The organism is Streptomyces sp. NPDC020597 (assembly GCF_044335095.1).
Classification (GTDB): domain Bacteria; phylum Actinomycetota; class Actinomycetes; order Streptomycetales; family Streptomycetaceae; genus Streptomyces.
The window spans coordinates 484,230-510,464 of sequence record NZ_JBIRUL010000003.1; the positions used below are offsets into that span (position 1 = coordinate 484,230).

Genomic DNA, 26,235 nt, shown 5'->3' on the forward strand with positions numbered 1-26,235 from the left:
TCGCGCGGCCGTATTGACTAGCTCTATTCAGCGGGTCAGGATGTGAATAACGGCAGTAAAAGCCCGCCGGGATCACCCGTCCGCAAGGAGGCAGACCATGTCAGGACCCCGCCCCGTACGAGCACCGCGCGGTACGGAACTGAGCGCCCTGGGATGGCAGCAGGAAGCCGCCCTGCGGATGCTGCAGAACAACCTCGACCCCGAGGTCGCCGAACACCCCGACAAGCTCGTCGTCTACGGCGGCACGGGCAAGGCGGCCCGCGACTGGCGCTCCTTCGACGCGATGGTCCGCACCCTGCGCACCCTCAAGCAGGACGAGACGATGCTCGTCCAGTCCGGTCGGCCGGTCGGCGTGATGCAGACCCACGAGTGGGCCCCGCGTGTCCTCATCGCCAACTCCAACCTCGTCGGCGACTGGGCCAACTGGGAGGAGTTCCGCCGCCTCGAGCAGCTGGGTCTGACCATGTACGGCCAGATGACCGCCGGTTCCTGGATCTACATCGGCACCCAGGGCATCCTTCAGGGCACCTACGAGACCTTCGCCGCCGTCGCCGCGAAGAAGTTCGGCGGCACGCTCGCCGGCACGATCACCCTCACCGCCGGCCTCGGCGGCATGGGCGGCGCCCAGCCGCTCGCCGTGACGATGAACGACGGCGTCGCGATCTGCGTCGACTGCGACCCGCGCGCCATCGACCGCCGCATCGAGCACCGCTACCTGGACGTGCGGGCCGACAACCTCGACCACGCGCTCCAGCTGGCCGTCGAGGCCCGCGACCAGCGCAGGCCGCTGTCCATCGGCGTCCTCGGCAACGCCGCCGACCTCGTGCCGCAGCTGCTCGCCATGGGCGCCCCGATCGACATCGTCACCGACCAGACCTCCGCCCACGACCCGCTGTCCTACCTGCCCACCGGCATCGACTTCGAGGACATGGCCGACGCCGCCGCGAAGGACCCGGCCGGATTCACCACCCGGGCCCGCGAGTCCATGGCGCGGCACGTGGAGGCGATGGTCGGCTTCCTGGACGCGGGCGCCGAAGTCTTCGACTACGGCAACTCCATCCGCGGCGAGGCCCAACTCGCCGGATACGACCGGGCATTCGCCTTCCCCGGCTTCGTACCCGCCTACATCCGCCCGCTGTTCTGCGAGGGCAAGGGCCCCTTCCGCTGGGCCGCCCTGTCCGGCGAGGCCTCCGACATCGCCAAGACCGACAAGGCGATCCTCGACCTCTTCCCCGAGAACGAGTCCCTGGCCCGCTGGATCAAGCTGGCCGGCGAGCGCGTCCACTTCCAGGGCCTGCCCGCCCGGATCTGCTGGCTCGGCTACGGCGAGCGCGACAGGGCCGGCGAGCGCTTCAACGACATGGTGGCGTCCGGCGAACTGGCCGCCCCCCTCGTCATCGGCCGCGACCACCTCGACTCCGGTTCCGTCGCCTCCCCGTACCGTGAGACCGAGGCCATGCTCGACGGCTCCGACGCGATCGCCGACTGGCCGCTGCTGAACGCCATGGTCAACGTGGCCTCGGGCGCCTCCTGGGTCTCCCTCCACCACGGCGGCGGCGTCGGCATGGGCCGCTCCATCCACGCCGGCCAGGTGACCGTCGCCGACGGCACCGCACTCGCCGGCGAGAAGATCCGCCGCGTCCTCACCAACGACCCCGGCATGGGCGTCATCCGGCACGTCGACGCCGGCTACGACATCGCGGAGTCGGTCGCGGACGAGCGCGGCGTGCGGGTGCCCCTGCGTGAAGGTGACGACGCGTGACCTTCCACAGCATGTGGGCGGAGCTGCTGCCGATCGGCCGCAGCTCCGCCTCCGGCGGCTACCGCCGCTACGCCTGGACCGCCGCCGACGCCGACTGCCGGGCCTGGTTCCGGGAACAGGCCGAGGCGCGCGGCCTGACCTACGAGGTCGACCGCAACGGCAACCAGTGGGCCTGGCTCGGCGACCCGACGGCCGGGGACGCCGTGGTGACCGGATCGCACCTCGACTCGGTGCCCGACGGCGGCGCCTTCGACGGACCGCTCGGAGTGGTGTCCTCCTTCGCCGCCCTCGACGAACTGCGCGCCCGTCGGGCCGAGTTCGCGAAGCCGCTCGCCCTGGTCAACTTCGGCGACGAGGAGGGCGCGCGCTTCGGGCTCGCCTGCGTCGGCTCCCGGCTCACCGCCGGCCGGCTCTCCGTGGAACAGGCCCACCGGCTCACCGACGGCGACGGCGTCACCCTCCCGCAGGCCATGGAGGCCGCCGGGCACGACCCGGACGCCATCGGCCCGGACCCGGAGCGGCTCTCCCGCATCGGCGCCTTCGTCGAACTGCACGTCGAGCAGGGCCGGGCACTCGACCTGAGCGGCGACCGGGTAGGCGTCGCCAGCGCCATCTGGCCGCACGGACGCTGGCGGTTCGACTTCCGGGGCGAGGCCAACCACGCCGGCACCACCCGCCTCGAGGACCGGCGCGACCCGATGCTGCCCTACGCCGAGACCGTCCTCGCCGCCCGCCGCGAGGCCCGGCTCGCGGGCGCCGTGGCCACCTTCGGCAAGATCTCCGTCGAGCCCAACGGCGTCAACGCCATCCCCTCCCTGGTACGCGGCTGGCTCGACTCCCGCGCTGCCGACCAGGCCACCCTCGACACGGTCGTCGACGGGGTAGAGCGGGCCGCCCGCGACCACGCCGCGGCCCACGGCATCGACCTGGACGTCGTCCGGGAGTCGTTCACGCCCGTCGTCGAGTTCGACCACGCGCTGCGCGACGAGCTCGCCCGCATCCTCGGCAAGGCCGGCGACGCCCGGCTCACGGTCCCCGTCCTCGGCACCGGCGCCGGACACGACGCCGGAATCCTCTCCGACCGCATCCCGACCGCCATGCTGTTCGTGCGCAACCCCACGGGCGTCTCGCACTCCCCGGCCGAGTTCGCCGCCGAGGACGACTGCGTGGCCGGAGTGCACGCCCTCGCCGACGTACTGGAAGGACTGGCCTGCCGGTGACCCCCACGCAGCGGACACGGACGTACTGGCTGGAGCACGCCTGGCTCGACACGAACGTCGAGCCGGGCGTCGCCCTCACGGTGTCGGCGGGCGACGGCTCCGGCGCGGGGACGGACGGCCGCATCACCGCCGTGCGCACCGGCGTCGACGCCCCGCCGCCCGGCGCCGAGATCCTGCGCGGCCTCACCCTGCCCGGCCTCGCGAACACCCACAGCCACGCCTTCCACCGCGCCCTGCGCGGCACCGTCCAGGTCGGCTCCGGAACCTTCTGGACCTGGCGCGAGGTCATGTACGCGGTCGCCGACCGGCTCACCCCGGACACCTACCACCAGCTGGCCCGCGCCGTGTACGCCGAGATGGCGCTGGCCGGCGTCACGGCCGTCGGCGAGTTCCACTATCTGCACCACGCCCCCGGCGGCGGCCGCTACGCCGACCCCAACGCCATGGGCGAGGCGCTCATCGAGGCTGCCGCCGAAGCCGGCGTGCGCATCACCCTCCTCGACACCGCCTATCTGTCCTCCGGCTTCGGCCAGCCCCCCAACGCCCATCAGCTCCGCTTCTCCGACGGCGACGCGGACGCCTGGGCCGAACGCTGTTCACTTCTCAAGGAACGGGATCACGCACGGATCGGGGCGGCGATCCACTCCGTACGGGCCGTGCCCGCCGACCAGTTGGCGACCGTCGCGCGCTGGGCGGACGAGCGAGGAGCGCCGCTGCACGTGCACCTGTCCGAGCAGACCGCCGAGAACGACGCCTGCCACGCCGCCCACGGGTGCACGCCCACCCGGCTCCTCGCCGAGCACGGCGTGCTCGGGCCGCGCACCACCGGAGTCCACAACACCCACCTCACCGACGAGGACATCGCCCTGCTCGGCCGCTCCGGCACCGGCACCTGCATGTGCCCGACGACCGAACGGGACCTCGCCGACGGCATCGGCCCGGCCGTCGCCCTCCAGGCCGCCGGCTCCCCCCTCTCCCTCGGCTCGGACAGCCACGCCGTGATCGACCTGCTCGAGGAGGCGCGCGCCATGGAGCTGAACGAACGGCTGCGCACCCGCACCCGGGGCCACTGGACGGCGGCGGCCCTGCTGCGCGCCGCCTCCGCCGACGGCCACGCCGCGCTCGGCGCCCCGGACGCGGGCGTCCTGGAGGCCGGCGCGCCCGCCGACTTCACGACGATCGCCCTCGACTCGGTCAGGACGGCGGGCCCGCTGCCCCGGCTCGGCGCCGAGACGGCCGTATTCGCGGCGACCGCGGCGGACGTACGGCACACGGTCGTCGCCGGACGGCACGTCGTACGCGACGGGGCGCACACCCTCGTACCGGACGTGCCGCAGGCCCTCGCGCGGGCCGTCGCGGCCCTGCACGCCTGACACCACCCCCGGCGGCGGTCGCCGACCCCGCCTCCGCCTCAGCCCCCACCCCCGTCAGCCACGAGGACACGACGATGAGCAGCAGCACCGGCAGGACCGGCACCAGCACCGCCATCACCGACATCGCCACGCTGGTCACCAACGATCCCTCCCTCGGATGGGGGTCCGCCCGCTCGAGCAAGCTCGAGGGTGGAGGAGGCTCTCCCCTGGGCCTGATCCGGGACGCGGCCGTCGTCGTCGAGGGCGACCGCGTCGTGTGGACCGGTGAATCAAGCAAAGCACCCGCCACTGACAACCGGGTCCGGGCCGACGGCCGGACGGTGCTGCCGGGCTTCGTCGACTCCCACTCGCACCTCGTCTTCGCGGGCGACCGCACGGAGGAGTTCAACGCCCGGATGTCGGGCCGGGCGTACAGCGCGGGCGGCATCCGCACGACGGTCGCCGCCACCCGGGCCGCCACCGACGCGGAACTTGAGGCCGGCCTCACGCGTTTCCTCGCCGAGGCCCTCCGCCAGGGCACCACCACCTTCGAGACCAAGTCCGGCTACGGCCTGACCGTCGCCGACGAGGCCCGCGCCCTGCGCCTCGCCGCCGCCCACACCGACGAGGTCACCTACCTCGGCGCCCACATCGTGCCCCCCGACCACGCCGACGACCCTGCGGGCTACGTCGCCCTGGTCACCGGCGAGATGCTCGACGCCTGCGCCCCGTACGCCCGCTGGATCGACGTCTTCTGCGAGAAGGGCGCCTTCGACGGCGACCAGGCCCGCGCGATCCTCACCGCCGGCAAGGCGAAGGGACTGCACCCCCGCATCCACGCCAACCAGCTCTCCCACGGCCCCGGCGTGCAGCTGGCGGTCGAGCTGGACGCGGCCAGCGCCGACCACTGCACCCACCTCACCGACGCCGACGTCGACGCGCTCGCGAACGGCGACACGGTCGCCACGCTGCTGCCCGGCGCCGAGTTCTCCACCCGGGCGCAGTGGCCGGACGCCCGCCGGCTGCTGGACGCCGGAGTCACCGTCGCCCTGTCCACGGACTGCAACCCGGGCTCGTCCTTCACCTCGTCCGTGCCGTTCTGCATCGCCCTCGCCGTGCGGGACATGGGGATGACGCCGGACGAGGCGGTGTGGTCCGCCACGGCGGGCGGGGCCGCGGCGCTGCGCCGCACCGACGTCGGCCGCATCGCCCCCGGCGCGTACGCCGACCTGACCCTCCTGGACGCGCCGAGCCACGTCCACCTGGCCTACCGGCCGGGCGTGCCGTTGGTCTCGGGGGTGTGGCGGCGAGGCGTACGGGTCGTCTGAGGGTCCTGGCCGGCGGGGGCGACGGCGGGCGCCCGCTCCCGGTCCGTCCCCCGCCCCCGGTCCGCCGCCGCCCGCCCCCACGCAGTGCCGACGAGCACCAGCACCGCGCCGAGGAGGCCGAGCCATCCCGGCCGGTCCCCGGCGAGCACGATGCCCACGGCCGCCGCCCACACCGGCTCGGTCCCCAGCAGCAGGCTGACCCGGGACGGCGACGTACGGCGGACGGCCCACATCTGCACGAAGAACGCGAAGAGGGTGCAGAAGACGGAGAGGTAGACCAGGCCGGCCCAGTCCCCGGCGCCGAAGTCCGCCGCGGCGGCCCAGGGCGACGCCCCCGTCCCCGGCACGGCCGCCAGCACGGCGAACACGACGACGGCACCGGCCAGTTGCACGGTCGTGAGGGACAACGCGTCCGCGCCGCGCACCGACTCCGTGCGCGCCATGGCCAGCACGTGCACGGTACGGGCCGCGGCCGCCCCCAGCATCAGCAGATCACCGCCCGACGGAGCGGTGAACCCGGCCCCCTGCGTCAGCAGGGCCACGCCCGCCACCGAGAGGCCCGCGGCCGCCAGGAACGCGCCCGGCAGCCGCACCCCGCGCACCCGGCTCTCCGCGACGGGCGTGAACACCATGGTCAGGCTGATGATCAGCCCGGCGTTCGTGGCGGAGGTGTGGACGACGCCGTACGTCTCCAGCAGGAAGATCCCGGCGAGGATCAGCCCCAGCACCCCGGCTCCCCGCAGCTGTGCGCCGCTCAGCCCTCGCAGCCGCCGCCACCCGACGGCCGCCAGCACCGGCAGCACCACGGCGAACCGCAGCACGAGCACGGCGAGCACGGTGTCGGCCGTCGTGACGCCCTTGGCGGCGAGGTAGCTGGACCCCCACACGACGGCGACCAGCAGCACGGGGACGTCGGCGAGCCGGGCGAGCCGGCCGGGCCGGGAGCCGGCGGACGGGGCGGGCGAGGCAGGCGACGCGGGAGAGGCGGGGGAGGCGGGCACGTGGCTCCTCATGAGCAGGTGACGCGGCTGGCCCAGCGGCGCTGCTGGTCGGAGGGGCTGGGTCAGCGTAGCCATCGCCGGCGATCCGGCCACGGGATTTTCGTGCTTTGCGCAGGACTGCCGCCCGGGGCGTACTGGGCGTACTGGGCGGACGTCGGCCTGCCGCGGGCACGCCGACGTCCGCGCCCGGGCGATCGTTCTGCGTTCGATCGCCCGGGCGCGGACGGCACCGGTGTCCGCTGGACACCGGTGAAAGGGGTGTGCTCCCCGGTCCGCGGCCGGTGGGCCTACTCCTCGAGCGTCAGGCCCTTCCGCAGCCGCACGAGCGTGCGCGACAGCAGCCGCGACACGTGCATCTGCGAGATGCCGAGTTCCTCGCCGATCTCCGACTGGGTCAGACCCGCGACGAAGCGCAGGGAGAGGATCTGGCGGTCGCGGGCGGGAAGTTCGGCGATCATCGGCTTCAGGGACTCCACGTACTCGATGCCCTCGAGGCCGTGGTCCTCGTAGCCGATGCGGTCGGCGAGCGCGCCTTCCGAGTCGTCCTCCTCCGGCTGCGCGTCCAGCGACGAGGCGGTGTACGCGTTCGACGCGGCCATGCCCTCGACGACCTCGTCGTGGGAGAGGCCCAGGCGTTCGGCCAGCTCCGCGACGGTGGGCGCACGGTCGAACTGCTGGGCCAGCTCGTCGCCCGCCTTGGCGAGGTCCAGCCGCAGCTCCTGGAGCCGTCGCGGGACGCGCACGGACCACGAGGTGTCACGGAAGAACCGTTTGATCTCGCCGATGATGGTTGGCATGGCGAAGGTCGGGAACTCGACGCCGCGCGACAGCTCGAAGCGGTCGATCGCCTTGATCAGGCCGATGGTGCCGACCTGGATGATGTCCTCCATCGGCTCGCTGCGGGAGCGGAACCGGGAGGCGGCGAACTTGACCAGCGCGAGATTCAGTTCGACGAGGGTGTTGCGGACGTACGAGTACGCGTGCGTGCCCTCTTCGAGGGCCTCGAGCCGCGCGAACAGGGTCTTGGAGAGGGCCCGTGCGTCGAGGGGTGCGATCTCGTCGTACGGGGGGATGTCCGGGAGTCCGGCGAGGAGGTCGGTGGGGTCGACGTCCTGCACCGCGTGCTGTGCGATGGGATCCAGACTTTTCAGTTCCGGAGGGGGTGTCGACGTCGCTCCGCGGGTATGCGGTGCGTCGAGCCGGGGTGACATGAGTCCTCCATCGTTCTCGGCGTATGGCCGCCGATGCCAGTGAGCGCACTTCGGTGTGCGGCGCCTCCAAAGCCGGCCGTGTCGGTTACGTGTTTCCCCTAGCCCTACCCGCTTTGCTTGACCGATCGCAAGTGCATTTTGTAGCCTTATGTCCGTTTGTGTGCGATTGTTCGGGTGTTGGGTGACCGGCCGAGGGCGTAGGGTGCGAGGGCGTCAGCAACCAGTTCACGACCCCGGGAGAGAGACGGCATGGACCGCGGGACGGTCGGCAGCGCACAGTCTGGCCGGCTTCTGGTGGAGGTACGGCGGGAAGGCTCGAGCGCCGTGGTGACCCCGGCAGGTGAGTTGGATCACCACACGGCCGATCTGTTGCGTGAGCCACTCGACGACTGCCTTTCCGAAGGCCTCAGCCGGCTGGTCGTGGACTGTGCACGCCTGGAGTTCTGCGACTCCACCGGGCTCAACGTGCTCCTCGGCGCCCGCCTGAAGGCGGAGGCGGCCGGTGGCGGCGTCCATCTGGCCGGCATGCAGCCCGTGGTGGCCCGGGTCTTCGAGATCACCGGCGCGGACGCAGTGTTCACCGTGCACGACACGGTGGAGGCGGCCCTCGCGGACGACGACGGCGAGCGCGACGGGCGCGGCGGGGGCGGCTGAGTTCCGCCGCCTGTCCGAAACGGGTGGAAACGGGGCGAGAGCGGGGGGTGTTCCGCCGGTTCCCCAGGGCAGGAGACATCCTGGACCCGAACTCGTCGGCGGCGACGCCGACACTTGCACCGTTCGGCTACGTACAGAATGTAGTGATCGACTGTTGAACTGTGAACCGGTTGAATCGGGGAATCGGTGAGGTGAAGCGCTGATGAGCACCACCCGGCCTTACTCGCCGGGCGACCGCGGCCCGGAGCCCAGCGGCGCTTCCGGGGCCTCCGGAGGGGGCCCTCAGGAGGCCGGAGCGTCCGGGGAGGGCACGGCAGCCGTGGCCTCCGCGCCGTCCGGCGGCCCTCAGGTACGCAGACTGAGCTTCGAGGACGCCAGCGGCGTCGTCCCGCTCGCCCGCGACTTCGCCCGGCAGGCGCTGTACGCCTGGGGCTGGCTGCCCGCCGCCACCGCCGACCAGCGGGCCGCCGCCGAGGACGTGCTGCTCGTCGTCTCCGAGCTGGTCACCAACGCGTGTCTGCACGCCGACGGGCCGGACGGGCTGGTGCTCGGCTGCGACAGGAAGGTGATCCGCGTCGAGGTCTCCGACCGCGGCGCCGGCCAGCCGGCGCCCCGCACCCCGCACCGCGCGGGCCGCCCGGGCGGACACGGCATGTTCATCGTGCAGCGCCTCTGCCTGGACTGGGGCGTCGTCCGCGCTCCCGGCCTCTCCGGCAAGACGGTCTGGGCGGAACTGGGCGCACCGGCCTGACCCCTGCGACCGGCCCGGCGGTGCGGGCGCCGTCCGCGAAATCCGTTGGCGTGCCGGTCGCGTTGCGCCCTAGCCTCGTCGGCAACGCGCTGACGGAGGCAAGTAGGCCGGAGTCCGCGAGTCGAGAGAGCCGCCGGGTGGTGTGAAGGCGGTCTCGCGTCGCCGGCCGAATCCGCTCCCGAGTGCGGGGAGGAAATGCCCCGCCGGCCGGCCCCCGTCACCGGGCCCCGACGAGACCGGCGTCCGTCCTCCCGGCAGCCGACAGGCGACTGTTCCGCGGCCGGGCGGGCGATGCGGCGGTGAAGGCGTGGTGGCACCGCGAGCACCCTCTCGCCCACGCCCCGAGGGACCACCCCCGGGGCGGCGCGCGCCGCTCCGGCAGCACCGGACGGACGCACACCATGCTCGACGTCACCCTCATCCGACAGCATCCCGACCGGGTCCGCGACGCCCTGCGCAAGCGCGGCGTCGACGCCGGCCTGCCGGCCTTCCTCGCTCTCGACGCGGAGTTCCGCGCCGCCCGCGCCACCGTGGAGCGGCTGCGCGGCGAGCGCCGGCGCGTCTCGGCGCAGATCGCCGCGCGCCGCCGGGCCGACGCCGGGGCGGCGCCCGTGCCGAAGGACGACGCCGGCCTGCTGGCCGACGCCGCACGGCTGGCCGACCGGGTCGCCGAGGCCGAGGCCGCCCTCGCCCTGCTCGCCCGGCGTCACCAGGACGTTCTCGACGCCCTGCCCAACCTTCCCGACGACGACGTCCCGGCCGGCGGCAAGGAGGCCAACGAGGTCGTCCGGACCGCCGGTGAGCCGCCCGTTCCCGGCTTCCCGGCCAAGGACCACGTCACCCTCACCGAGGAGCTCGGCCTCGTCGACCACCGGCGCGGCGTCGCACTCGCCGGCAGCGGCAACTGGGTCTACCGGGGCGCGGGCGCCGCCCTGGAATGGGCGCTGCTCAACCACTTCCTCGACGCCCACCGCCGGGCGGGGTACGAGTTCGTGCTGCCGCCGCACCAGCTCGCCTGGGAGGCCGGGTACACGGCCGGCCAGTTCCCCAAGTTCGCCGACGAGGTGTACGTCACCGAGCGCGGCGCGCACGGCCGCCCGGAGCGCTTCCTGCTGCCCACCGCCGAGACCGCCCTGGTCTCGCTGCACCGCGGCGAGACCCTCGACGAACCGGACCTGCCGCTCAAGTACGTTTCGTACACGCCTTGTTACCGCAGGGAGGCAGGCGGCTACCGCGCGGCGGAGCGCGGGACGCTGCGCGGCCACCAGTTCAACAAGGTCGAGATGGTGCAGTACGTCCGGCCCGAGGAGTCGGCGGCCGCACAGCGTGAACTCCTCGCCCGGGCGGAGGAGCTGGTGGCGGGTCTCGGGCTGCACCACCGCGTCGTGAAGCTCGCCGCAGGGGACACCAGCCCGGCCCAGGCGAAGACCTACGACGTCGAGGTCTGGCTGCCCAGCCTCGGCGCCTACGCCGAGGTCAGCTCGGTGTCGAACGCCCGCGACTACCAGGCCCGGCGCGGGCTGATCCGTTACCGTCCGACCGACGGCGGTAAGCCGCGGTACGTGCACACGCTCAACGCGTCGGGACTGGCCACCAGCCGTCTGCTGCCGGCCCTCCTCGAGCAGCATCAGCGTCCCGACGGAACGGTCGTCGTCCCCGGGGTTCTCCGGCGGTGGGGGGCTCCCGCCCTTCTCCGGGGCCGCTGAACCCGGGCTCGGGGCCGTGGCGGCGGGCGGGACGCGGTGCCGCGGGGGCGGCTCAAGTCCGGCGTGTGCCTTCTCTTCCCTCCTCATCGCCCCGGGCGTACCTTGACGGCTCGATCTGATGCCTCGTCAGTAAGGGCGGGGCGGTGGGAGTGGGAGGACGGGACCGTGTCGAACCGGAAGCGAACCGCCGCGCTCGCGACTGCCGCGGCCCTGGCCGGCGCGGCGGTGGTCTGGACGGCCGCCCCCGCGGCCATGGCCGAGGTCGTGAACGTCAACTACGGCTGCAAGACACCGATCGGCGACAAGAGCGCCGTCTCGCCCATCGACATCAAGGCCGTCAAGAGCGGCGACGGCTACCGGATCACCATGTCCTGGCAGAAGGGCGTGTCCTCCAGTCCGGTCGAACTCGGCGCCGGCTCCATGAAGCCGAGTGCCACGGTCAAGCTGGGCGGCGCCGACAGCGGCACCCTGAACGTCACCGGGCCCGCCAACCAGGCCGCGATCCCCGAGAACACCCCCATCAAGATCAACGACCTCAGCGGCACGTACACGCCGAAGAAGTCCGGCAAGGTCACCTTCACGGCCGGCGTGCTCACCATCAAGGCGCTCGGCACGACCACCACGTGCACGCCCTCCAACAGCCCGGGCCCCTCGCTCACCCTCGACGTGACGGCGGCGGGCGGCGGGTCAGGGGGCGGCTCCGGCGGCGGCTCCGGCTCCGGCGGAACGACCGGCTCCGGCGGCTCCGGCGGAGACCTCCCGCAGACCGGCCCGGAGGACTCCGCGATCGCCCTCGGCACCCTCGGCGGCACCGTGCTGCTCGCCGGCGCGGCGGGCGCCCTGTGGCTGACCCGGCGCAACCAGCCGGCGCGCACCCGCCGCTGACCGCACCGCACCGCACCCCGCGCCCGAGTGCTGGAGCCGCCGATGCCGTACCCCGCAGCCCGCGCCCCGCTGCTGACGCTGCCGCTGGTCCTGCTGCTGTCCCTGCCCCTGCTGCTCGCCGCGGCGCCCGCGGGCGCCGGCGGGGCCTGGGCTGCGGCCCCCGCGGGAGACGGCCGGCCGTCCTTCTACTGCGAGGGCGTGCCCGGCGCGGTGCTCCAGGACACGGTGGCCGTCACCAACCGGGGCGCCGGGCCGCTCACCGTACGACTGCGGGCCGTCGGCGCCGGTCTGCGGGTCGCCTTCGCCGGGCCGGCCGCCCTCGCCGTGCCCGCCCGCACCCGCGCCGAGGTCCCCTTCACGGTGACCCTCCCGGCGAACGCCCGGCCCGGTGACGTCGCCGGCGGGATCGTCGTGCGGGACGCGGCCGGCCGGGAGACCGCCGTGCCGCTGCTGGTCCGGGTCGGCGGCCCCCGGCTGGCCGCGCTGACCGTGGAGCGGGTGTCCGTGCACGGCGACCGCATCACGTACGAGCTGGTCAACCGCGGCACCACGGTCCTCGTCCCGCGGCTCGCCGTGCATGCGGACGGCGTGCTCGGGACCGTCCTCGACCGGGCCCCGCGCACCCTGCCCGTCCGGCTCCCGCCGGGCCGCCGCCTCGCCCTCGACGAGCCCTGGCCGGACCGCCCCGCCCTGGACGCGGTCACCGTGCGCCTGACGGTCACCGCTGCGGGCGCGGCCGAGGCCACCGGGCGGGCTTCGGCCCGCTTCGTGCCGTGGGCCGCGACGGCGGGCGCGGCAGCCGTCGCGCTGTCGGCCACGGCGGCCGCCGTGGCGGTACGACGACGCGCGCGCCGCCCGGCCGTCGCGCAAGCCGAGTCGAGAGGAGCGCCGGCGTGAGAGGCAAGCCGTGGAGCACGGTGACGGCGACGACACCGGCCGTGTCCACGTCCCTGTTGCGGTTCCCGTCCCTGTTGCTGTTCCCGACGCTGATCCTGCTTCTGACGCTGCTGCCGGCGGCGAGCCCGGCGGCCGCCGCCGACGTGCCGGCCGTCACGCTCTCCACCGCCCAGGCGGGCGCCGGCGGCTCGGTCACCGTCAACGGCAGCGGCTGGCGGCCGAGCGCGCTGGTGATGCTGCTGATCTGCGGGCAGGCGACGCCGGCCCGGGGTGTGGTCGGCGGGACCAACTCCTGCGCCAACGCAGACGGCCGCGCCGTCACCGCCGACGCCCACGGCCGCTTCAGCCTGCCCTTGCCGGTGGCCGAGCCGCCGGCGCCCTGTCCGTGCGTGGTGCACGCGGCCACCGCGACCGGAGCGAAGGCGCAGGCCGACGCGGTGCTCCAGGTGGCTGGGCACTCCGTCCGGCCGCTGCCCGCGGCGACGGCCGGCGGACGGCTGTCGGTGCTCACCGACACCCGGCTCGAGGGTTCCGGCGGTCTGCTCACCTGGTTCGGCGCACCACCCTCCCGCACGCTCGTCTTCACCGTCGGCAACGTGGGCACCGGTTCCGTCGAGAACCCCGTCTTCCGCGTCGGCACCGCGCACGGGGTGTTCGCGCCGCAGTGGGACGAGAGGCAGTGGCACGGCACGATCCGCCCCGGCGGGAAGGCGCGCGTCGAGCTGCCCGTGGAGCTCGCCGCCGGCGCCCACGGCGACTACACCGTCTCCCTCGAGTACGGCGGGAAGGTGCTCGCCGAGCAGCCGTGGGGCGTGGGCCGGCCCTGGGGCGTGACCCTCTTCTGGATCCTGCTCTGCCTGGTGGTGCCGGCGGCGCTCTTCCGCATCGGGATGGCCGTGGTGGACCGGGTGCGCCCCCGCCCGGCGACCCGGCGGCCGGCCCGCGCCCGCCGTCCGGGACGCCTGCACCCGTCCGAGGTCCCGACCGCGGAGTCCGCCGTCCGCTCGCAGCCGACCCTGCCGTGGTTCACCCCGGACACGGCTCCGGACGGTCCGGTCCGGCCCCCCGCGCGGCACGACGACCGACCGACGACTCCCATGAGTCCCACCGCGCCCGCGCCCGCGGCGTCCTCCGCGAGCCCTTCGGCCGCCGACCCGCCCGCGCCCCCGGCGTCTTCCGCGAGCCCTTCGGCGCCCTCCGGGCCCGTGAGCCCTTCGCATCCCACGAGTTCACCGAGCCCCACGACTCCCCACAGGAAGGGATCCACGTGAGTGAGAGAGCCATACCCGCCGAGCGGGCGCCCGCCCGGAAGCGAGCGGCCGTCGCGGGCGCCGCCGTCATGCTCACCGGGGCGGCCGTTCTGCTGGGCGTGACCGCCGCGCCCGCACAGGCCGCGGAGGTCGCCTACGCCACCAAGTGCGTGCCGCCCTCCGGCATCGGCCTGCCCGACGTCAACGGCACCACCAAGGTCGAGATCACCGCGCCGGCCACCGCGAAGGTCGGCGACACCGTCGACGTCGTCTGGAAGTTCACCCAGGCCGCGTCGAAGAACCCCGACATCATCGACCTGCCCGCGAACTCGGTCCAGCCGTCCGGCACCCTCAAGGCGGCCGGCGCGCAGAGCGCGGACATCGCGATGCAGGGGACCCGGCAGAACCCGGCGATCCCCAAGGGCGGCGCGATGACGCTGTCCGACATGAAGGGCACGCTGAAGCTGACGGCGGCCGGACAGGTGAAGCTGACGCCGGACGCCTACGTCGTCAACGCGCTGTCGACCGACACCAAGTGCGCGCCGACGGAGGCGGTCCAGCCGGCGGCGACCATCACCGTGACGGCGGGCAACGGGAGTTCGGGGTCCCCGAGCGGAAGCTCCACGCCGAGCGGATCGCCGTCCGGTTCGCCCGGCGGCTCCGGCTCGCCGTCGGCGTCGTCCTCGCCGAGTGCGTCCCCGTCGGCCACCGGCGGCGGGCAGAGCGACTTCACCGGCAAGGTCGTCGACATCCCCTACACCTGCCAGTCGCCGATCGGGGTGAAGAAGGCGACCTCGCCGATCCAGATCAACGCCAGGAAGAACGACGGGAGCTACGACCTCACCGTGCAGTTCAAGAAGTCGGTCATGGACAGCCCGATCGCCATCCCGGCCGGCAAGGTGAAGCCGACCATGAGGATCGTGCTGGGCGGCGCCGACAAGGGTTCGGTGACGGTGCAGGGCCCGCTCAACACCGCTCCGATCCCGCAGAACAGCCCGATCCGCATCCCGGACCTCACGGGCGTCTACAAACCCGGCGCGACGGGTGAGTCCACGCTCTCCCCGGGCGTCCTCGTCATCGAGGCCATGGGCACGACCACCACGTGCACCCCGGACAGCACGGCCGTCTCCCTCACGCTGAACACAGCGGAACAGGCCGGCGGCGCGTCCGGCGGCAGCGGCTCGTCGTCCTCAGGCGGGTCGACGTCGACGAGCGGCGGTCTCGCGGAGACGGGCTCCGGGGACCACGGCGCCCTGAAGGCGCTGGGCCTGGTGGCGGGCACGGCGATCCTGCTGGGCGGAGCGGTGTTCACATTCATGCCCAGGAGGCGGGCGGACTGAGCCGCGCCAGGCCGACGACGGAGGGCCGCCGTACCCGCACGGGTACGGCGGCCCTCCGTCGGTGCGGGAGCGGACGTCAGTGCACGTCGCCCATGAGCTCCTTGACCTTCTTGCGGTACATCCACACCGCCGCGCCGGCGATGACGGCGAGCACGGCCTGCAGAGCCACGATGCCCGTCTTGTTGAGGTCGACGCCGGCGATGGACAGCAGACCGGTCGTGGCGTCGCCCGCGGTGACGGCCAGGAACCAGACGCCCATCATCTGCGAGGCGTACTTCGCGGGCGCCATCTTCGTGGTGACGGACAGGCCGACGGGGGAGAGGGTCAGCTCGCCGACGGTCTGCACGAAGTAGATCGCCGCCAGCCACAGCGCGGCCGCCTTGTGACCGCCCTCGGCGATCGCGAGCGGGGCCAGGAACAGGAAGAACGACGCGCCCACCAGCACGAGGCCCATCGCGAACTTCGTCGCGGTGCTGGGCTCCTTGCCGCGGCGGGCCAGCGCCAGCCAGGCCCAGGCGAAGAGCGGCGCCAGCGCCATGATCAGGACCGGGTTGACCGACTGGTACCAGGAGACCGGGAAGTCCCAGCCGAACACGCTGTTCTTCGCCGAGGACTCCGCGAACAGCGACAGCGTCGAGCCGCCCTGGTCGTAGATCATCCAGAACACGGCCGCGGCGACGAAGAACCAGACGTACGCCGTCAGCTTGGACTGCTCGGCACGGTCCAGCTCCTTGTCCCGCTTCATCCGGGCGATGACCAGCACCGGGATGACCAGGCCGGCCACCGTGATCGGCACCAGCAGCCAGTTCAGCGTGTAGACGCCGGAGACGCCCACGACGGCGTAGAAGACGATCGCGACGGCCGCCCAGAACGCGGCCTTGCGCAGCGTGGCCGCCTTCTCCTGCGCCGACAGCGGCGTGGGGACGACGTCCGAGCGGGTGCTCAGGTGGCGGCCGCCGAGGAGGAACTGGGTCAGGCCCAGGCCCATGCCGAGCGCGGCGAGCGCGAAGCCCAGGTGCCAGCTGACGTTCTCACCGATGGTGCCGATGATCAGCGGCGCGGCGAACGCGCCCAGGTTGATGCCGATGTAGAACAGCGTGAAGCCGCCGTCCCGGCGCGGGTCGTCGGGCCCGTCGTAGAGGTGGCCGACCATCGTGGAGATGTTGGCCTTGAGCAGGCCCGAGCCGATGGCGACGAGACCGAGGCCCGCGTAGAAGGTGCCGGCGTTCGGCAGCGCGAGGGTCAGATGGCCGAGCATGATGATCGCGCCGGCGACGGCGACGGTCCTGCGGGGGCCGAGCACGCGGTCCGCGAACCAGCCGCCGGGCAGGGTGAGCAGGTACACGAGCGACAGGTAGACCGAGTAGATGGCGGTGGCCGTCGCGGCGCTGAGGTGCAGGCCGCCGGGGGCGACCAGGTACAGCGGGAGCAGTGCCCGCATGCCGTAGTAGGAGAAACGCTCCCACATCTCGGTCATGAAGAGAGTGGCCAGTCCGCGGGGGTGGCCGAAGAAGGTCTTCTGGGAACCGGGGGTGCCCGGGCGGACCGAGTCCTTCGTCAGGCTGGACGCCATGTCGTTCCTTGCTGGTCGGGACGCGCCGCGAGAGCTCGCGCGCCCGGTGGGGGGCTGGCCGGCACCGGCGGACCGCGTCGCCCACCCCTACGCCCGGGGGAGTCCGCTCCGGATCGCGAAGCGGTGGACGGCGATCACCGGGATCCACGCCCCTCGTCGGGGGCCCGGCCACAGGTCGTTCCTTTCGGGGCCGGCGGACCGGCCCGCACACAGAGGGGACCCCCGGCGTCGAGCCGACCGCCGAAGGTCCTTGTGTGCTACAGGCGTTCTTTCACCATACGACAGCACAACGCCGCATATGGAAGGACTTGAGACACGGATCACAGGTGATCAAGGAACCGCGGCCGGTACTTCGAAGGTCTGCACCAGGATGCCATCCGCCGACCGCAGGTCCGTACCAGCGCCGTCGGGCCCGTGGCCCGCGACCGGCGACCGGTCTGTCCGGCATGTCCGGGGTAAGAAACCGCATGGGCGATCACACTTCGGCGGCCGCCCGCCGCGGACTACCATCAGCTCATGACCCGAGTACTGCTCGCCGAGGACGACGCGTCCATCTCGGAGCCGCTGGCCCGCGCACTGCGCCGGGAGGGCTACGAGGTCGAGGTGCGCGAGGACGGCCCCACCGCGCTGGACGCCGGAATGCAGGGCGGCGTCGACCTGGTCGTGCTGGACCTCGGTCTGCCCGGCATGGACGGCCTGGAGGTGGCCCGGCGGCTGCGCTCCGAGGGCCACGCCATTCCGATCCTGATCCTGACCGCGCGCGCCGACGAGGTGGACACCGTCGTCGGCCTGGACGCGGGCGCGGACGACTACGTCACCAAGCCCTTCCGGCTGGCCGAACTCCTCGCCCGGGTCCGGGCCCTGCTGCGGCGCGGCGCGTCCGAACCGCAGCAGCCGCCCGCCACGCACGGCGTGCGCATCGACGTCGAGTCGCACCGCGCGTGGATGGGCGACGAGGAACTCCAGCTCACCGCCAAGGAGTTCGACCTGCTACGGGTGCTCGTGCGCGACGCGGGCCGGGTCGTCACCCGCGACCAGCTGATGCGCGAGGTGTGGGACACCACCTGGTGGTCGTCGACCAAGACCCTCGACATGCACATCTCCTGGCTGCGCAAGAAGCTCGGCGACGACGCGGCCAACCCCCGCTACATCGCCACCGTACGAGGTGTGGGCTTCCGCTTCGAGAAGAGCTGACTGCTCCGCCGGGGTGGGCCGGACGACGCGCGTCCCCATCGGCTCGGCTTGTGCGGGATGCGCGTCCTCGGGCCGGCGGGGGGCCGGTCGCACAGTTCCCCGCGCCCCTTGAGGGCGCTGTGCAAACCGCTCTCGTCACGTCACCGCCCCGGAGGGCACCGTGCGCCGCCGTCTCATCCAGTCCACCCTCGCCGTGGTTCTCGTCGTCATCGCGGTGTTCGGGGTCTCCCTCGTCATCGTCGAGACCCGCACCATCAGCAACAGCGCCCAGGAGCGGGTCGACTCCGAGGCGCTGCGGCTGGCCAGCATCGTGGACAGCCGGCTGGTCGGCTCGGAGAACGTCACCCCGGCGATACTGCGCGACCAGGTCACCCAGGACCGTTACGCCGAGATCCGCATCCCCGGCCGGCCGGTCATCGAGGTCGGGACCAAGCCCACCGGCGACGTCATCAAGGCGCAGGCCCGGGGCGAGGAGGGCGAGAGCGTCCTGGTGCAGGAGCCGCGCTCCACCGTGACCCGGGAGGTCGGCCGGACCCTGCTGATCATCGCCCTCGTGGCGCTGCTCGCGGTGGTCGCCGCGGTCCTGCTGGCCATCCGCCAGGCCAACCGCCTCGCCTCCCCCCTGACCGACCTCGCCGAGACCGCCGAACGCCTCGGCTCGGGCGACCCGCGCCCCCGCCACAAGCGGTACGCCGTCCCCGAGCTGGACCGGGTCGCCGACGTCCTCGACTCGTCCGCCGAACGCATCGCCCGCATGCTCACCGCCGAACGACGGCTCGCGGCGGACGCCTCCCACCAGCTGCGCACCCCCCTGACGGCCCTTTCCATGCGCCTGGAGGAGATCACCCTCACCGACGACCCCGACACGGTGAAGGAGGAGGCCACGATCGCGCTGACCCAGGTGGAGCGCCTGACGGACGTGGTGGAACGCCTTCTCACCAACGCCCGGGACCCGCGTACCGGCTCCGCCGTCACCTTCGACCTCGACGAGGTCATCCAGCAGCAGCTCGCCGAGTGGCGCCCCGCCTACCGCGGCGACGGCCGGGCCATCGTCAGCTCCGGCAAACGCCACCTGCGCGCGGTGGGCACGCCCGGCGCGGTCGCCCAGGTCCTCGCCGCCCTGATCGAGAACTCCCTCATGCACGGCGGCGGCACCGTGGCGCTGCGCACCCGGGTCACCGGCAACCAGGCCGTCGTCGAGGTGACCGACGAGGGGCCGGGCGTCCCCGCCGACCTGGGGGCCCGCATCTTCGAGCGGGCCATCAGCGGCCGCAACTCCACCGGCATCGGTCTGGCCGTGGCCCGCGATCTGGCGGAGGCCGACGGCGGCCGTCTGGAGATGCTCCAGGCGCAGCCCCCGGTCTTCGGTCTGTTCCTGTCCCGCACGGCTCCCCAGGTCCGCACGACGGGCGAGGAGGAGCCGACCGTCAGGTGAGGGCCGTGGGCCTTCGTGAGCTCAGCCGACCCGCTGCGAGGCCTTCGGCGCGGGCCTGCCGGTCTGCTCGGCCACCGTGCGGAACGTCTCGGCGCCGGGCACCGGCTCCGTCATGGGCAGCGCCCGGAAGACCCAGGTGCGGTAGGACCAGAACCGGAACAGCGTCGCGACCCCGATGCCGACGAACTTGAACACGTTGTTCTGCAGCGGGCTGTCCCAGCCGAAGCCGTACGTCGCGGTGAACAGCAGCCCGTTCTCGATCACCAGGCCGACCGCGCTGAACGCCATGAACAGCGTCAGTTCCCTCGTGCGTCCGCTCTTGTCGCGGTCACGGTAGGTGAAGTAGCGGAACCCCACGTAGTTGAAGACGATCGACACGACGGTCGCCAGCACGCTCGCCCGCACCACCTGCAGATCGGTGAGGTGGCGGACGAGGTTGAACACGCCGAGGTTGACCAGCAGTCCCGCGCCGCCCACGGCTCCGAACTTGGCCAGCTCGTGGACGAGCCTCTTCAGCCCCGAGGAACCATGCGCCATGGTCGTACAGGCCCCCGTCCGGGTTCGGTTTCGTCAACCCAGCCATGCTAACCACCACTCCTGCCGGTTTCCTGTGGTCCCGCTCACCGGACCGTCCCCGAGGGGGCGGATGCGGCGATACGGCGGGTATGAGCAGGTAAAGGCCCCGGTAAGAGGCGCGGGATCCGGCCGCGGCGGCGTGGCCGATACCCTGGGGGCGTGACGTTCCCGGTAGTCGGCATGGTCGGCGGGGGCCAGCTCGCTCGTATGACACACGAGGCGGGCATCCCGCTCGGCATCAGGTTCAAGCTCCTCAGTGACACCCCACAGGATTCCGCGGCGCAGGTCGTGAGCGATGTCGTCATCGGCGACTATCGCGATCTCGACACGCTCCGTGAGTTCGCGCGCGGGTGCGATGTGATCACCTTCGATCACGAACACGTTCCCACCGAGCATCTACGGGCGCTGGAGGCGGACGGCATCCCCGTCCGCCCGGGCCCCGACGCGCTCGTGCACGCCCAGGACAAGGGGGTGATGCGCGCCAGACTCGACGCGATCGGCGTCCCGTGCCCACGGCACCGGATCGTGACCGATCCGGCCGACGTGGCCGCGTTCGCCGCCGAGGGCGACGGCTTCCCGGTGGTCCTGAAGACCGTCCGCGGCGGTTACGACGGCAAGGGGGTCTGGGTCGTCGACTCCGCCGAGGAGGCCGAGGACCCCTTCCGGGCCGGCGTTCCCGTCCTGGCCGAGGAGAAGGTCGACTACGTGCGCGAGCTCGCCGCCAACGTCGTGCGCTCCCCGCACGGCCAGGCCGTCGCGTACCCGGTCGTCGAGTCCCAGCAGGTCGGCGGCGTCTGCGACACCGTGATCGCCCCGGCCCCCGGCCTGGACGAGGCCCTCGCGCTGCGGGCCGAGGAGATGGCCCTCAGCATCGCCAAGGAACTGGGCGTCGTCGGCCACCTCGCGGTCGAGCTGTTCCAGACCCGCGACGGCCGCATCCTCGTCAACGAGCTGGCGATGCGCCCGCACAACTCCGGCCACTGGTCGATGGACGGCGCGATCACCTCGCAGTTCGCCAACCACGTCCGCGCGGTCCTGGACCTCCCGCTCGGCGACCCGCGTCCGCGCGCCCCCTGGACGGTCATGGTCAACGTCCTCGGCGGCGACTACCCGGACATGTACTCCGCGTACCTGCACTGCATGGCCCGCGACCCCCAGCTGAAGATCCACATGTACGGCAAGGACGTGAAGCCCGGCCGCAAGGTCGGCCACGTCAACACCTACGGCGACGACCTGGACGACGTCCTCGAGCGCGCACGTCACGCAGCCGGTTACCTGAGAGGCACGATCACCGAATGAGCCCTGTCGTAGGCATCGTCATGGGGTCGGACAGCGACTGGCCCGTCATGGAGGCCGCAGCCCAGGCCCTCGACGAGTTCGAGATCGCGTACGAGGTCGACGTCGTCTCCGCGCACCGCATGCCGCGCGAGATGGTCGCGTACGGCGAGCAGGCGGCCGACCGCGGCCTCAAGGCGATCATCGCCGGTGCGGGCGGCGCGGCCCACCTGCCCGGCATGCTCGCCTCCGTGACCCCGCTGCCGGTGATCGGCGTGCCCGTGCCCCTGAAGTACCTGGACGGCATGGACAGCCTGCTGTCCATCGTGCAGATGCCGGCCGGCGTCCCCGTCGCGACCGTCTCCGTCGGCGGCGCGCGCAACGCCGGCCTGCTGGCCGCCCGCATCCTCGCCACGCACGACGAGGAACTCCTCGCCCGGATGCGGGAGTTCCAGCAGGAGCTGAACGACCAGGCCACCGAGAAGGGCAAGCGCCTGCGGGCCAAGGTCGAGGGCTCGAACGGCTTCGGCTTCGGGAAGTGACGGGCCACGTGAGCGAGCCGACCTCACTGGCCGCCGCCCGCGAGCTCCTGCGCGAGTTCCCGGTCGCCGACGGCCACAACGACCTGCCCTGGGCGCTGCGCGAACAGGTCCGCTACGACCTCGACGCCCGCGACCTCGACGCCGACCAGCGCGCCCACCTGCACACCGACATCCCCCGGCTGCGCGCGGGCGGGGTCGGCGCGCAGTACTGGTCGGTGTACGTGCGCTCGGACCTGCCCGACGCGGTGCCGGCGACGCTGGAGCAGATCGACTGCGTCCGGCGGCTCATCGCCCGCCACCCGCGCGACCTGCGCGCCGCGCTGACGGCCGCCGATATGGAGGCGGCCCGCGCGGAGGGCCGTATCGCCTCGCTGATGGGCGCGGAGGGCGGTCACTCCATCGCCAACTCGCTCGGCGCCCTGCGCGGGCTGTACGCGCTCGGCGTGCGCTACCTGACCCTCACCCACAACGACAACGTGGACTGGGCGGACTCCGCGACCGACCGGCCGGCCGCCGGCGGCCTGACCGCCTTCGGCCGCGAGGTGGTGCGCGAGATGAACCGCGAGGGCATGCTGGTCGACCTCTCGCACGTGGCGGCGACCACGATGCGGGACGCGCTCGACGCGACGAGCGCGCCGGTGATCTTCTCCCACTCCTCCGCGCGGGCGGTCTGCGACCATCCGCGCAACGTCCCGGACGACGTCCTGGAGCGGCTGCCCGCCAACGGCGGCATGGCGATGGTGACGTTCGTGCCGAAGTTCGTCCTCCAGGAGGCGGTCGACTGGACGGCCGCGGCCGACGACAACATGCGCGCCCACGGCTTCCACCCCCTCGACACCACCCCCGCGGCGATGAAGGTGCACCGGGCCTTCGAGGAGACCCGCCCCCGCCCGGTCGCCACCGTCGCCACGGTCGCCGACCACCTCGACCACATGCGCGAGGCCGCCGGCGTCGACCATCTCGGCATCGGCGGCGACTACGACGGCACGGCCTTCACCCCCGAAGGGCTGAACGACGTCTCCGGCTATCCCCGCCTGATCGCGGAGCTCCTCGACCGCGGCTGGTCGGCCGCCGACCTCGCCAAGCTGACCTGGCGGAACGCGGTGCGCGTGCTGGGCGCCGCGGAGGACGTGGCCCGGGACCTGCGGGCCACACGCGCGGCGTCCCACGCGACGATCGGCTCGCTGGACGGCTGACCCCCTCCGACACACCCCTCCGACGCGGGCGGGGGCGGCCGTCCCGCCCCCGTACCCCCGAACGCCCTGTCCACCGGGAAGAACGCCGCCCCCCGTGCGACGGTGACCGTACTGCTGATCGACGTACGGAGACCGTCATGGCCGACCTCCAGGACGAACTGCGGCCTCTTCCCGAGGCCGGCGAGCTGGACGCCGAGGCGCAGACGGCCCCTTCCCCGGGCTCCCCGTGCACGCGCGGGACGAACGGGACCGGGGAGTCCGGCGCCACCGCGCCGGGGGCCGTCCCGGAGCCGCAGCCCGAGCGGGAACACGGGCCGGAGCCGGGGTCCGAGCAGGAACGGGAGCGGGAAAGGGAGCGGGGGGCGCAGGACAGCCCGTTGGAGCGCGCCCGGGCCCTCCTCGCCGACCACCCCGTCGCCGACGGCTACAGCGGACTGCCGTGGGCCCTGCGGCATCTTCCCTGGTACGACCTCCAGCTCGGCGAGAGCGCCGTCGACACGGATGTGCCCCGGCTGCGGGAGGGCCATGTCGGTGCGCTGCTGTGGTCGCTGCATCCGCCCGAGGGCCTCGCCTCCGAACGGGCCGTCGGCGCGACCCTGGAGCAGCTGGACCACGCCCGGTCGGTGATCGCCGCCCATCCCGAGGGACTGCGGCTGGCGCTCAGCGCCGGGCAGGTCATCGACGCCCACCACTGCGGCCGGGTGGCCGTCGTACTGGGCCCCGCCACGGCCGCGGCGATGGACGGCTCCCTCGGCATCCTGCGCTCGCTGCACACCCTCGGCCTGCGCGTCCTGACCCTCGTCGGCGCCTCCTGGGCGGGTGAGTCGGGGCTGACCCGGTTCGGCGAGGAAGTGGTGCGCGAGATGAACCGGATCGGAGTGCTGGCCGACCTCTCCGGCGCCTCCGACGCCACCATGGGCCGCGTGCTGGCGCTGTCCAAGACGCCGGTGCTGTGCACCCGCTCCGCCGCCCGCGCGCTGCGCCCGCATCCCGGCAACCTGCCCGACGGGCTGCTCGCCGAGCTGGGCGCGGCCAAGGGACTGTGCCTGGTGCCGCTGACCGCCGAGCAGACCGGCCCGAGCGTGCGGGACGTGGCCGACCACCTCGACCACGTCCGCGCGATCGCCGGCCCGGACTGCGTCGGCCTGTCCGGCACCTACGACTCCGGTGCCGCCCACCCGCAGGGCCTCGCCGACGCCTCCGGCTACCCGCACCTCATCGCCGAGCTGCTGGGCCGGGGCTGGCCGGAGACCGACATCGCCCTTCTGACCTGGGGCAACATGCAGCGCGTCCTGCGCACGGCCGACTTCGCGGCCCGGGCGGCCCGTGACCGCAGGGACCCGCCCACGGCGGGAGTCGCGCAACTGGACGGCCGCCAGGACGCCTGACCCGGCGCGGCCCACCCGCCCGGCGCGGCCCACCGCCCCGCGCGGCCGGTGCGGCCTGTGCGGGCCGCCCGGTTCACGCGTCTTCGATGCGGCAGAGGCAGAACGGATGCCCGGCGGGGTCGGCGTACACCTGGAAGCCCTTCTTCTCCCGGTCCTCCAGGTCCAGCGGGCGGGCGCCGAGCGCCAGCACCCGCTCGTGGGCGGCGTCCAGCTCCTCCCAGGTGGCGCCGCCGTCGAGGTCAAGGTGGAACTGCTGCGGGTTGCGGTCCGCGCGCGGCCACTCCGGCGGCGTGTACCCCTCGACCCGCTGGAAGGCGATCCTGGTTCCGTCGGGGACGCGCAGCACGATCCAGTCGTCCTCGCCCTCCTCGCCCTCCCCGGCATCCAGCGAGCCGCTCAGGAGCGCCGCGTAGAAACCGGCGAGCGCGCGCGGATCGGGACAGTCGACGACGACGGAACGGAATCGGGCTACGGGCGGCACGCAAGCCTCCAGGAAGTCAGCACGAGCACAGGCAGAACGGGTGCCCGGCCGGATCGGCGTACACACGCCAGCCGCGCGAGCGGTCCTCCGCGTCCAGCGGCTTCGCGCCGAGGGCGAGCACGCGGCGCTCGGCCGCGTCCAGATCGGCCACCGTCAGGTCCAGATGGAACTGCTGCGAGTGCTCGGGCGCGGGCCAGGCGGGCGGCGTGTGCCCGGGGGCGGCCTGGAAGGCCAGCGACCGGCCGTCGGGCAGTCTCAGGTCGACCCAGTCGTCGTCGCCCTCCGTGCTGCCGCCCAGCACCTCGGCGTAGAAACCGGCCAGCGCGCGCGGGTCGGGACAGTCCAGAACGACGACGCCCAGTTCAGCGAGAGCCATGACGCTCCTCCTCGAGTCGAAGTTGCCTGCTCGCCGGTTACCCCTAGATGGGGGTAACCAGTAACCGTTACCGCATACTCTCGTATCACCGGTAACGTCGCAAGCATGAGTGAGCGATCGGCCGCACCCGGCGACCTGGCCCTCGTCGAGTCCCTGGTGAACACGCTGGACGTCGAGTCCGGCGCCGACGCGCTGGACACCGCGCAGGGCCGGGCGACGTTCGGGATCACCGAGGACGAGGCGGCGCACGCCCGAGAGCTGCGGGAGTCCCTGCGCGCCGCCCTGCTGGCCCACGCGGGCCATCCGCCGCACCGCGCGGTGACCCCGCTGGGCGACCTGCTCGCGGCCGCGCCCCTGCTGGTGACGGTCGACGCCCACGACGGCTCCGCCCGCCTCGCCCCCGCCCCGGGCGGGTCCGCACTGCTCGCCCGTACGGCGACCGCCGTGGCGCAGGCGCTCGTCGAGGGCACCTGGACCCGGCTGAAGGCCTGCGAGGCCGTCACCTGCCACTGGGCGTACTACGACCGCAGCCCGGCCGGGCGGGGCCGCTGGTGCTCGATGCAGGTCTGCGGAGCCCGGGCCAAGATGCGCCGCTACCGGTCGAAGTGACCCGCCGGTCGAAGCGATCCGCTGAGCGAAGCGACCCGCTGGGGGAAGGAGTTCACCGGCCGTCGCACAGGCCGGTGGTGCAGAATGCAGAAAGACGCCGGTTCGGCCGACTGAGCCTCGGCCGAACCGGCGTCGCCTGCACCCCCACACACACATGAGAGGGCCCCCGCAGTCCCCCGCAGTCCTCCGCGGTCTCCCGCAGTCCCCCCGGCGTCCCGTGGCGCCGCGCGAGC

At 73.3% G+C, this 26,235-nt stretch carries 24 protein-coding genes; 18 read left to right on the forward strand and 6 right to left on the reverse strand.

Annotated features, from left to right (window positions below; genetic code table 11):
- Positions 1 to 97: 97 nt before the first annotated feature.
- The 4 genes from hutU to hutI all read left to right on the forward strand — a co-directional run bounded on the left by hutU (position 98) and on the right by hutI (position 5,662).
- Positions 98 to 1,762: a urocanate hydratase gene (gene hutU / locus ACH4ZA_RS08315; RefSeq protein WP_319279775.1), complete on the forward strand. Its 1,665-nt coding sequence runs from the start codon at positions 98 to 100 to the stop codon at positions 1,760 to 1,762.
- Positions 1,759 to 2,982: an allantoate amidohydrolase gene (locus ACH4ZA_RS08320; protein ID WP_398428530.1), complete on the forward strand. Its 1,224-nt coding sequence runs from the start codon at positions 1,759 to 1,761 to the stop codon at positions 2,980 to 2,982. Before hutU ends, ACH4ZA_RS08320 begins: the two co-directional genes overlap by 4 nt.
- The gene (locus tag ACH4ZA_RS08325) at positions 2,979 to 4,355 is read left to right on the forward strand and encodes a formimidoylglutamate deiminase (RefSeq protein ID WP_319279773.1); all 1,377 of its coding nucleotides are present in this window, start codon (positions 2,979 to 2,981) and stop codon (positions 4,353 to 4,355) included. Before ACH4ZA_RS08320 ends, ACH4ZA_RS08325 begins: the two co-directional genes overlap by 4 nt.
- Before the next feature lie 74 nt (positions 4,356 to 4,429).
- Positions 4,430 to 5,662: an imidazolonepropionase gene (gene hutI / locus ACH4ZA_RS08330; protein WP_319279772.1), complete on the forward strand. Its 1,233-nt coding sequence runs from the start codon at positions 4,430 to 4,432 to the stop codon at positions 5,660 to 5,662.
- On the opposite strand, the gene ACH4ZA_RS08335 is transcribed toward hutI, so the two are convergent.
- Together ACH4ZA_RS08335 and ACH4ZA_RS08340 are read right to left on the reverse strand one after the other, a co-directional pair.
- Entirely contained in the window at positions 5,602 to 6,567 is a 966-nt protein-coding gene (locus tag ACH4ZA_RS08335) for a DMT family transporter (RefSeq protein ID WP_398428571.1), read from the reverse strand. The genes hutI and ACH4ZA_RS08335 overlap by 61 nt on opposite strands.
- 383 nt (positions 6,568 to 6,950) lie before the next feature.
- Positions 6,951 to 7,874, reverse strand: coding sequence for an RNA polymerase sigma factor SigF (locus ACH4ZA_RS08340; RefSeq protein WP_319279768.1), 924 nt, complete (start codon positions 7,872 to 7,874; stop codon positions 6,951 to 6,953).
- 249 nt (positions 7,875 to 8,123) lie between these two features.
- On the opposite strand from ACH4ZA_RS08340, the gene ACH4ZA_RS08345 reads away from it, so the two are divergent.
- The 7 genes from ACH4ZA_RS08345 (at position 8,124) to ACH4ZA_RS08375 (ending at position 15,357) form a co-directional block, all read left to right on the forward strand.
- Positions 8,124 to 8,528, forward strand: a complete 405-nt coding sequence (locus ACH4ZA_RS08345; protein ID WP_319279767.1) for an STAS domain-containing protein — start codon at positions 8,124 to 8,126, stop codon at positions 8,526 to 8,528.
- A gap of 202 nt (positions 8,529 to 8,730) precedes the next feature.
- Entirely contained in the window at positions 8,731 to 9,279 is a 549-nt protein-coding gene (locus tag ACH4ZA_RS08350; RefSeq protein ID WP_398428531.1) for an ATP-binding protein, read from the forward strand.
- 401 nt (positions 9,280 to 9,680) lie between these two features.
- Complete coding sequence (gene serS / locus ACH4ZA_RS08355) at positions 9,681 to 10,985, forward strand: serine--tRNA ligase (RefSeq protein ID WP_398428532.1); 1,305 nt, start codon at positions 9,681 to 9,683, stop codon at positions 10,983 to 10,985.
- Between the two features lie 165 nt (positions 10,986 to 11,150).
- Positions 11,151 to 11,870: an LPXTG cell wall anchor domain-containing protein gene (locus tag ACH4ZA_RS08360; protein WP_319279906.1), complete on the forward strand. Its 720-nt coding sequence runs from the start codon at positions 11,151 to 11,153 to the stop codon at positions 11,868 to 11,870.
- Positions 11,871 to 11,912: 42 nt separating this feature from the next.
- On the forward strand, positions 11,913 to 12,767 hold the full coding sequence (locus ACH4ZA_RS08365) for a hypothetical protein (protein ID WP_398428534.1): 855 nt from the start codon (positions 11,913 to 11,915) through the stop codon (positions 12,765 to 12,767).
- Positions 12,768 to 12,838: 71 nt separating this feature from the next.
- A complete protein-coding gene (locus tag ACH4ZA_RS08370) occupies positions 12,839 to 14,038 on the forward strand; it encodes a hypothetical protein (protein WP_398428572.1) in 1,200 nt (399 codons plus the stop codon).
- A gap of 68 nt (positions 14,039 to 14,106) precedes the next feature.
- Positions 14,107 to 15,357 (forward strand): hypothetical protein, encoded by a 1,251-nt coding sequence (locus ACH4ZA_RS08375; protein WP_319279909.1) that lies wholly within the window; start codon positions 14,107 to 14,109, stop codon positions 15,355 to 15,357.
- Between the two features lie 76 nt (positions 15,358 to 15,433).
- Here ACH4ZA_RS08375 and ACH4ZA_RS08380 read toward each other — a convergent pair whose 3' ends face one another.
- Positions 15,434 to 16,930: an oligopeptide:H+ symporter gene (locus ACH4ZA_RS08380; RefSeq protein ID WP_319279904.1), complete on the reverse strand. Its 1,497-nt coding sequence runs from the start codon at positions 16,928 to 16,930 to the stop codon at positions 15,434 to 15,436.
- A gap of 516 nt (positions 16,931 to 17,446) precedes the next feature.
- Between ACH4ZA_RS08380 and ACH4ZA_RS08385 the strand changes: the two genes are divergently transcribed.
- Positions 17,447 to 18,124, forward strand: coding sequence for a response regulator transcription factor (locus ACH4ZA_RS08385; RefSeq protein WP_069768534.1), 678 nt, complete (start codon positions 17,447 to 17,449; stop codon positions 18,122 to 18,124).
- Between the two features lie 160 nt (positions 18,125 to 18,284).
- On the forward strand, positions 18,285 to 19,559 hold the full coding sequence (locus ACH4ZA_RS08390; RefSeq protein ID WP_319279903.1) for an ATP-binding protein: 1,275 nt from the start codon (positions 18,285 to 18,287) through the stop codon (positions 19,557 to 19,559).
- Positions 19,560 to 19,580: 21 nt separating this feature from the next.
- Here ACH4ZA_RS08390 and ACH4ZA_RS08395 read toward each other — a convergent pair whose 3' ends face one another.
- Positions 19,581 to 20,096 carry a GtrA family protein gene (locus tag ACH4ZA_RS08395; RefSeq protein WP_319279902.1) on the reverse strand — a complete coding sequence of 172 codons (516 nt, stop codon included), beginning with the start codon at positions 20,094 to 20,096 and terminating at the stop codon, positions 19,581 to 19,583.
- Positions 20,097 to 20,294: 198 nt separating this feature from the next.
- Between ACH4ZA_RS08395 and ACH4ZA_RS08400 the strand changes: the two genes are divergently transcribed.
- The 4 genes from ACH4ZA_RS08400 (at position 20,295) to ACH4ZA_RS08415 (ending at position 24,536) form a co-directional block, all read left to right on the forward strand.
- Positions 20,295 to 21,434 carry a 5-(carboxyamino)imidazole ribonucleotide synthase gene (locus ACH4ZA_RS08400; protein WP_319279901.1) on the forward strand — a complete coding sequence of 380 codons (1,140 nt, stop codon included), beginning with the start codon at positions 20,295 to 20,297 and terminating at the stop codon, positions 21,432 to 21,434.
- A 20-nt stretch (positions 21,435 to 21,454) separates the two neighbouring features.
- Positions 21,455 to 21,952 (forward strand): 5-(carboxyamino)imidazole ribonucleotide mutase, encoded by a 498-nt coding sequence (purE, locus tag ACH4ZA_RS08405; protein ID WP_319279908.1) that lies wholly within the window; start codon positions 21,455 to 21,457, stop codon positions 21,950 to 21,952.
- Positions 21,953 to 21,960: 8 nt separating this feature from the next.
- Complete coding sequence (locus tag ACH4ZA_RS08410; protein ID WP_319279900.1) at positions 21,961 to 23,148, forward strand: dipeptidase; 1,188 nt, start codon at positions 21,961 to 21,963, stop codon at positions 23,146 to 23,148.
- A gap of 137 nt (positions 23,149 to 23,285) precedes the next feature.
- A complete protein-coding gene (locus tag ACH4ZA_RS08415) occupies positions 23,286 to 24,536 on the forward strand; it encodes a dipeptidase (RefSeq protein ID WP_319279899.1) in 1,251 nt (416 codons plus the stop codon).
- A gap of 73 nt (positions 24,537 to 24,609) precedes the next feature.
- On the opposite strand, the gene ACH4ZA_RS08420 is transcribed toward ACH4ZA_RS08415, so the two are convergent.
- Both ACH4ZA_RS08420 and ACH4ZA_RS08425 read right to left on the reverse strand, forming a co-directional pair.
- Positions 24,610 to 25,017: a VOC family protein gene (locus tag ACH4ZA_RS08420; RefSeq protein ID WP_319279898.1), complete on the reverse strand. Its 408-nt coding sequence runs from the start codon at positions 25,015 to 25,017 to the stop codon at positions 24,610 to 24,612.
- Between the two features lie 16 nt (positions 25,018 to 25,033).
- Entirely contained in the window at positions 25,034 to 25,393 is a 360-nt protein-coding gene (locus tag ACH4ZA_RS08425) for a VOC family protein (RefSeq protein WP_319279897.1), read from the reverse strand.
- A 105-nt stretch (positions 25,394 to 25,498) separates the two neighbouring features.
- Here ACH4ZA_RS08425 and ACH4ZA_RS08430 point away from each other — a divergent pair, with 105 nt between their 5' ends.
- A complete protein-coding gene (locus tag ACH4ZA_RS08430; RefSeq protein WP_319279896.1) occupies positions 25,499 to 26,002 on the forward strand; it encodes a CGNR zinc finger domain-containing protein in 504 nt (167 codons plus the stop codon).
- The last annotated feature ends 233 nt before the right edge of the window (positions 26,003 to 26,235 follow it).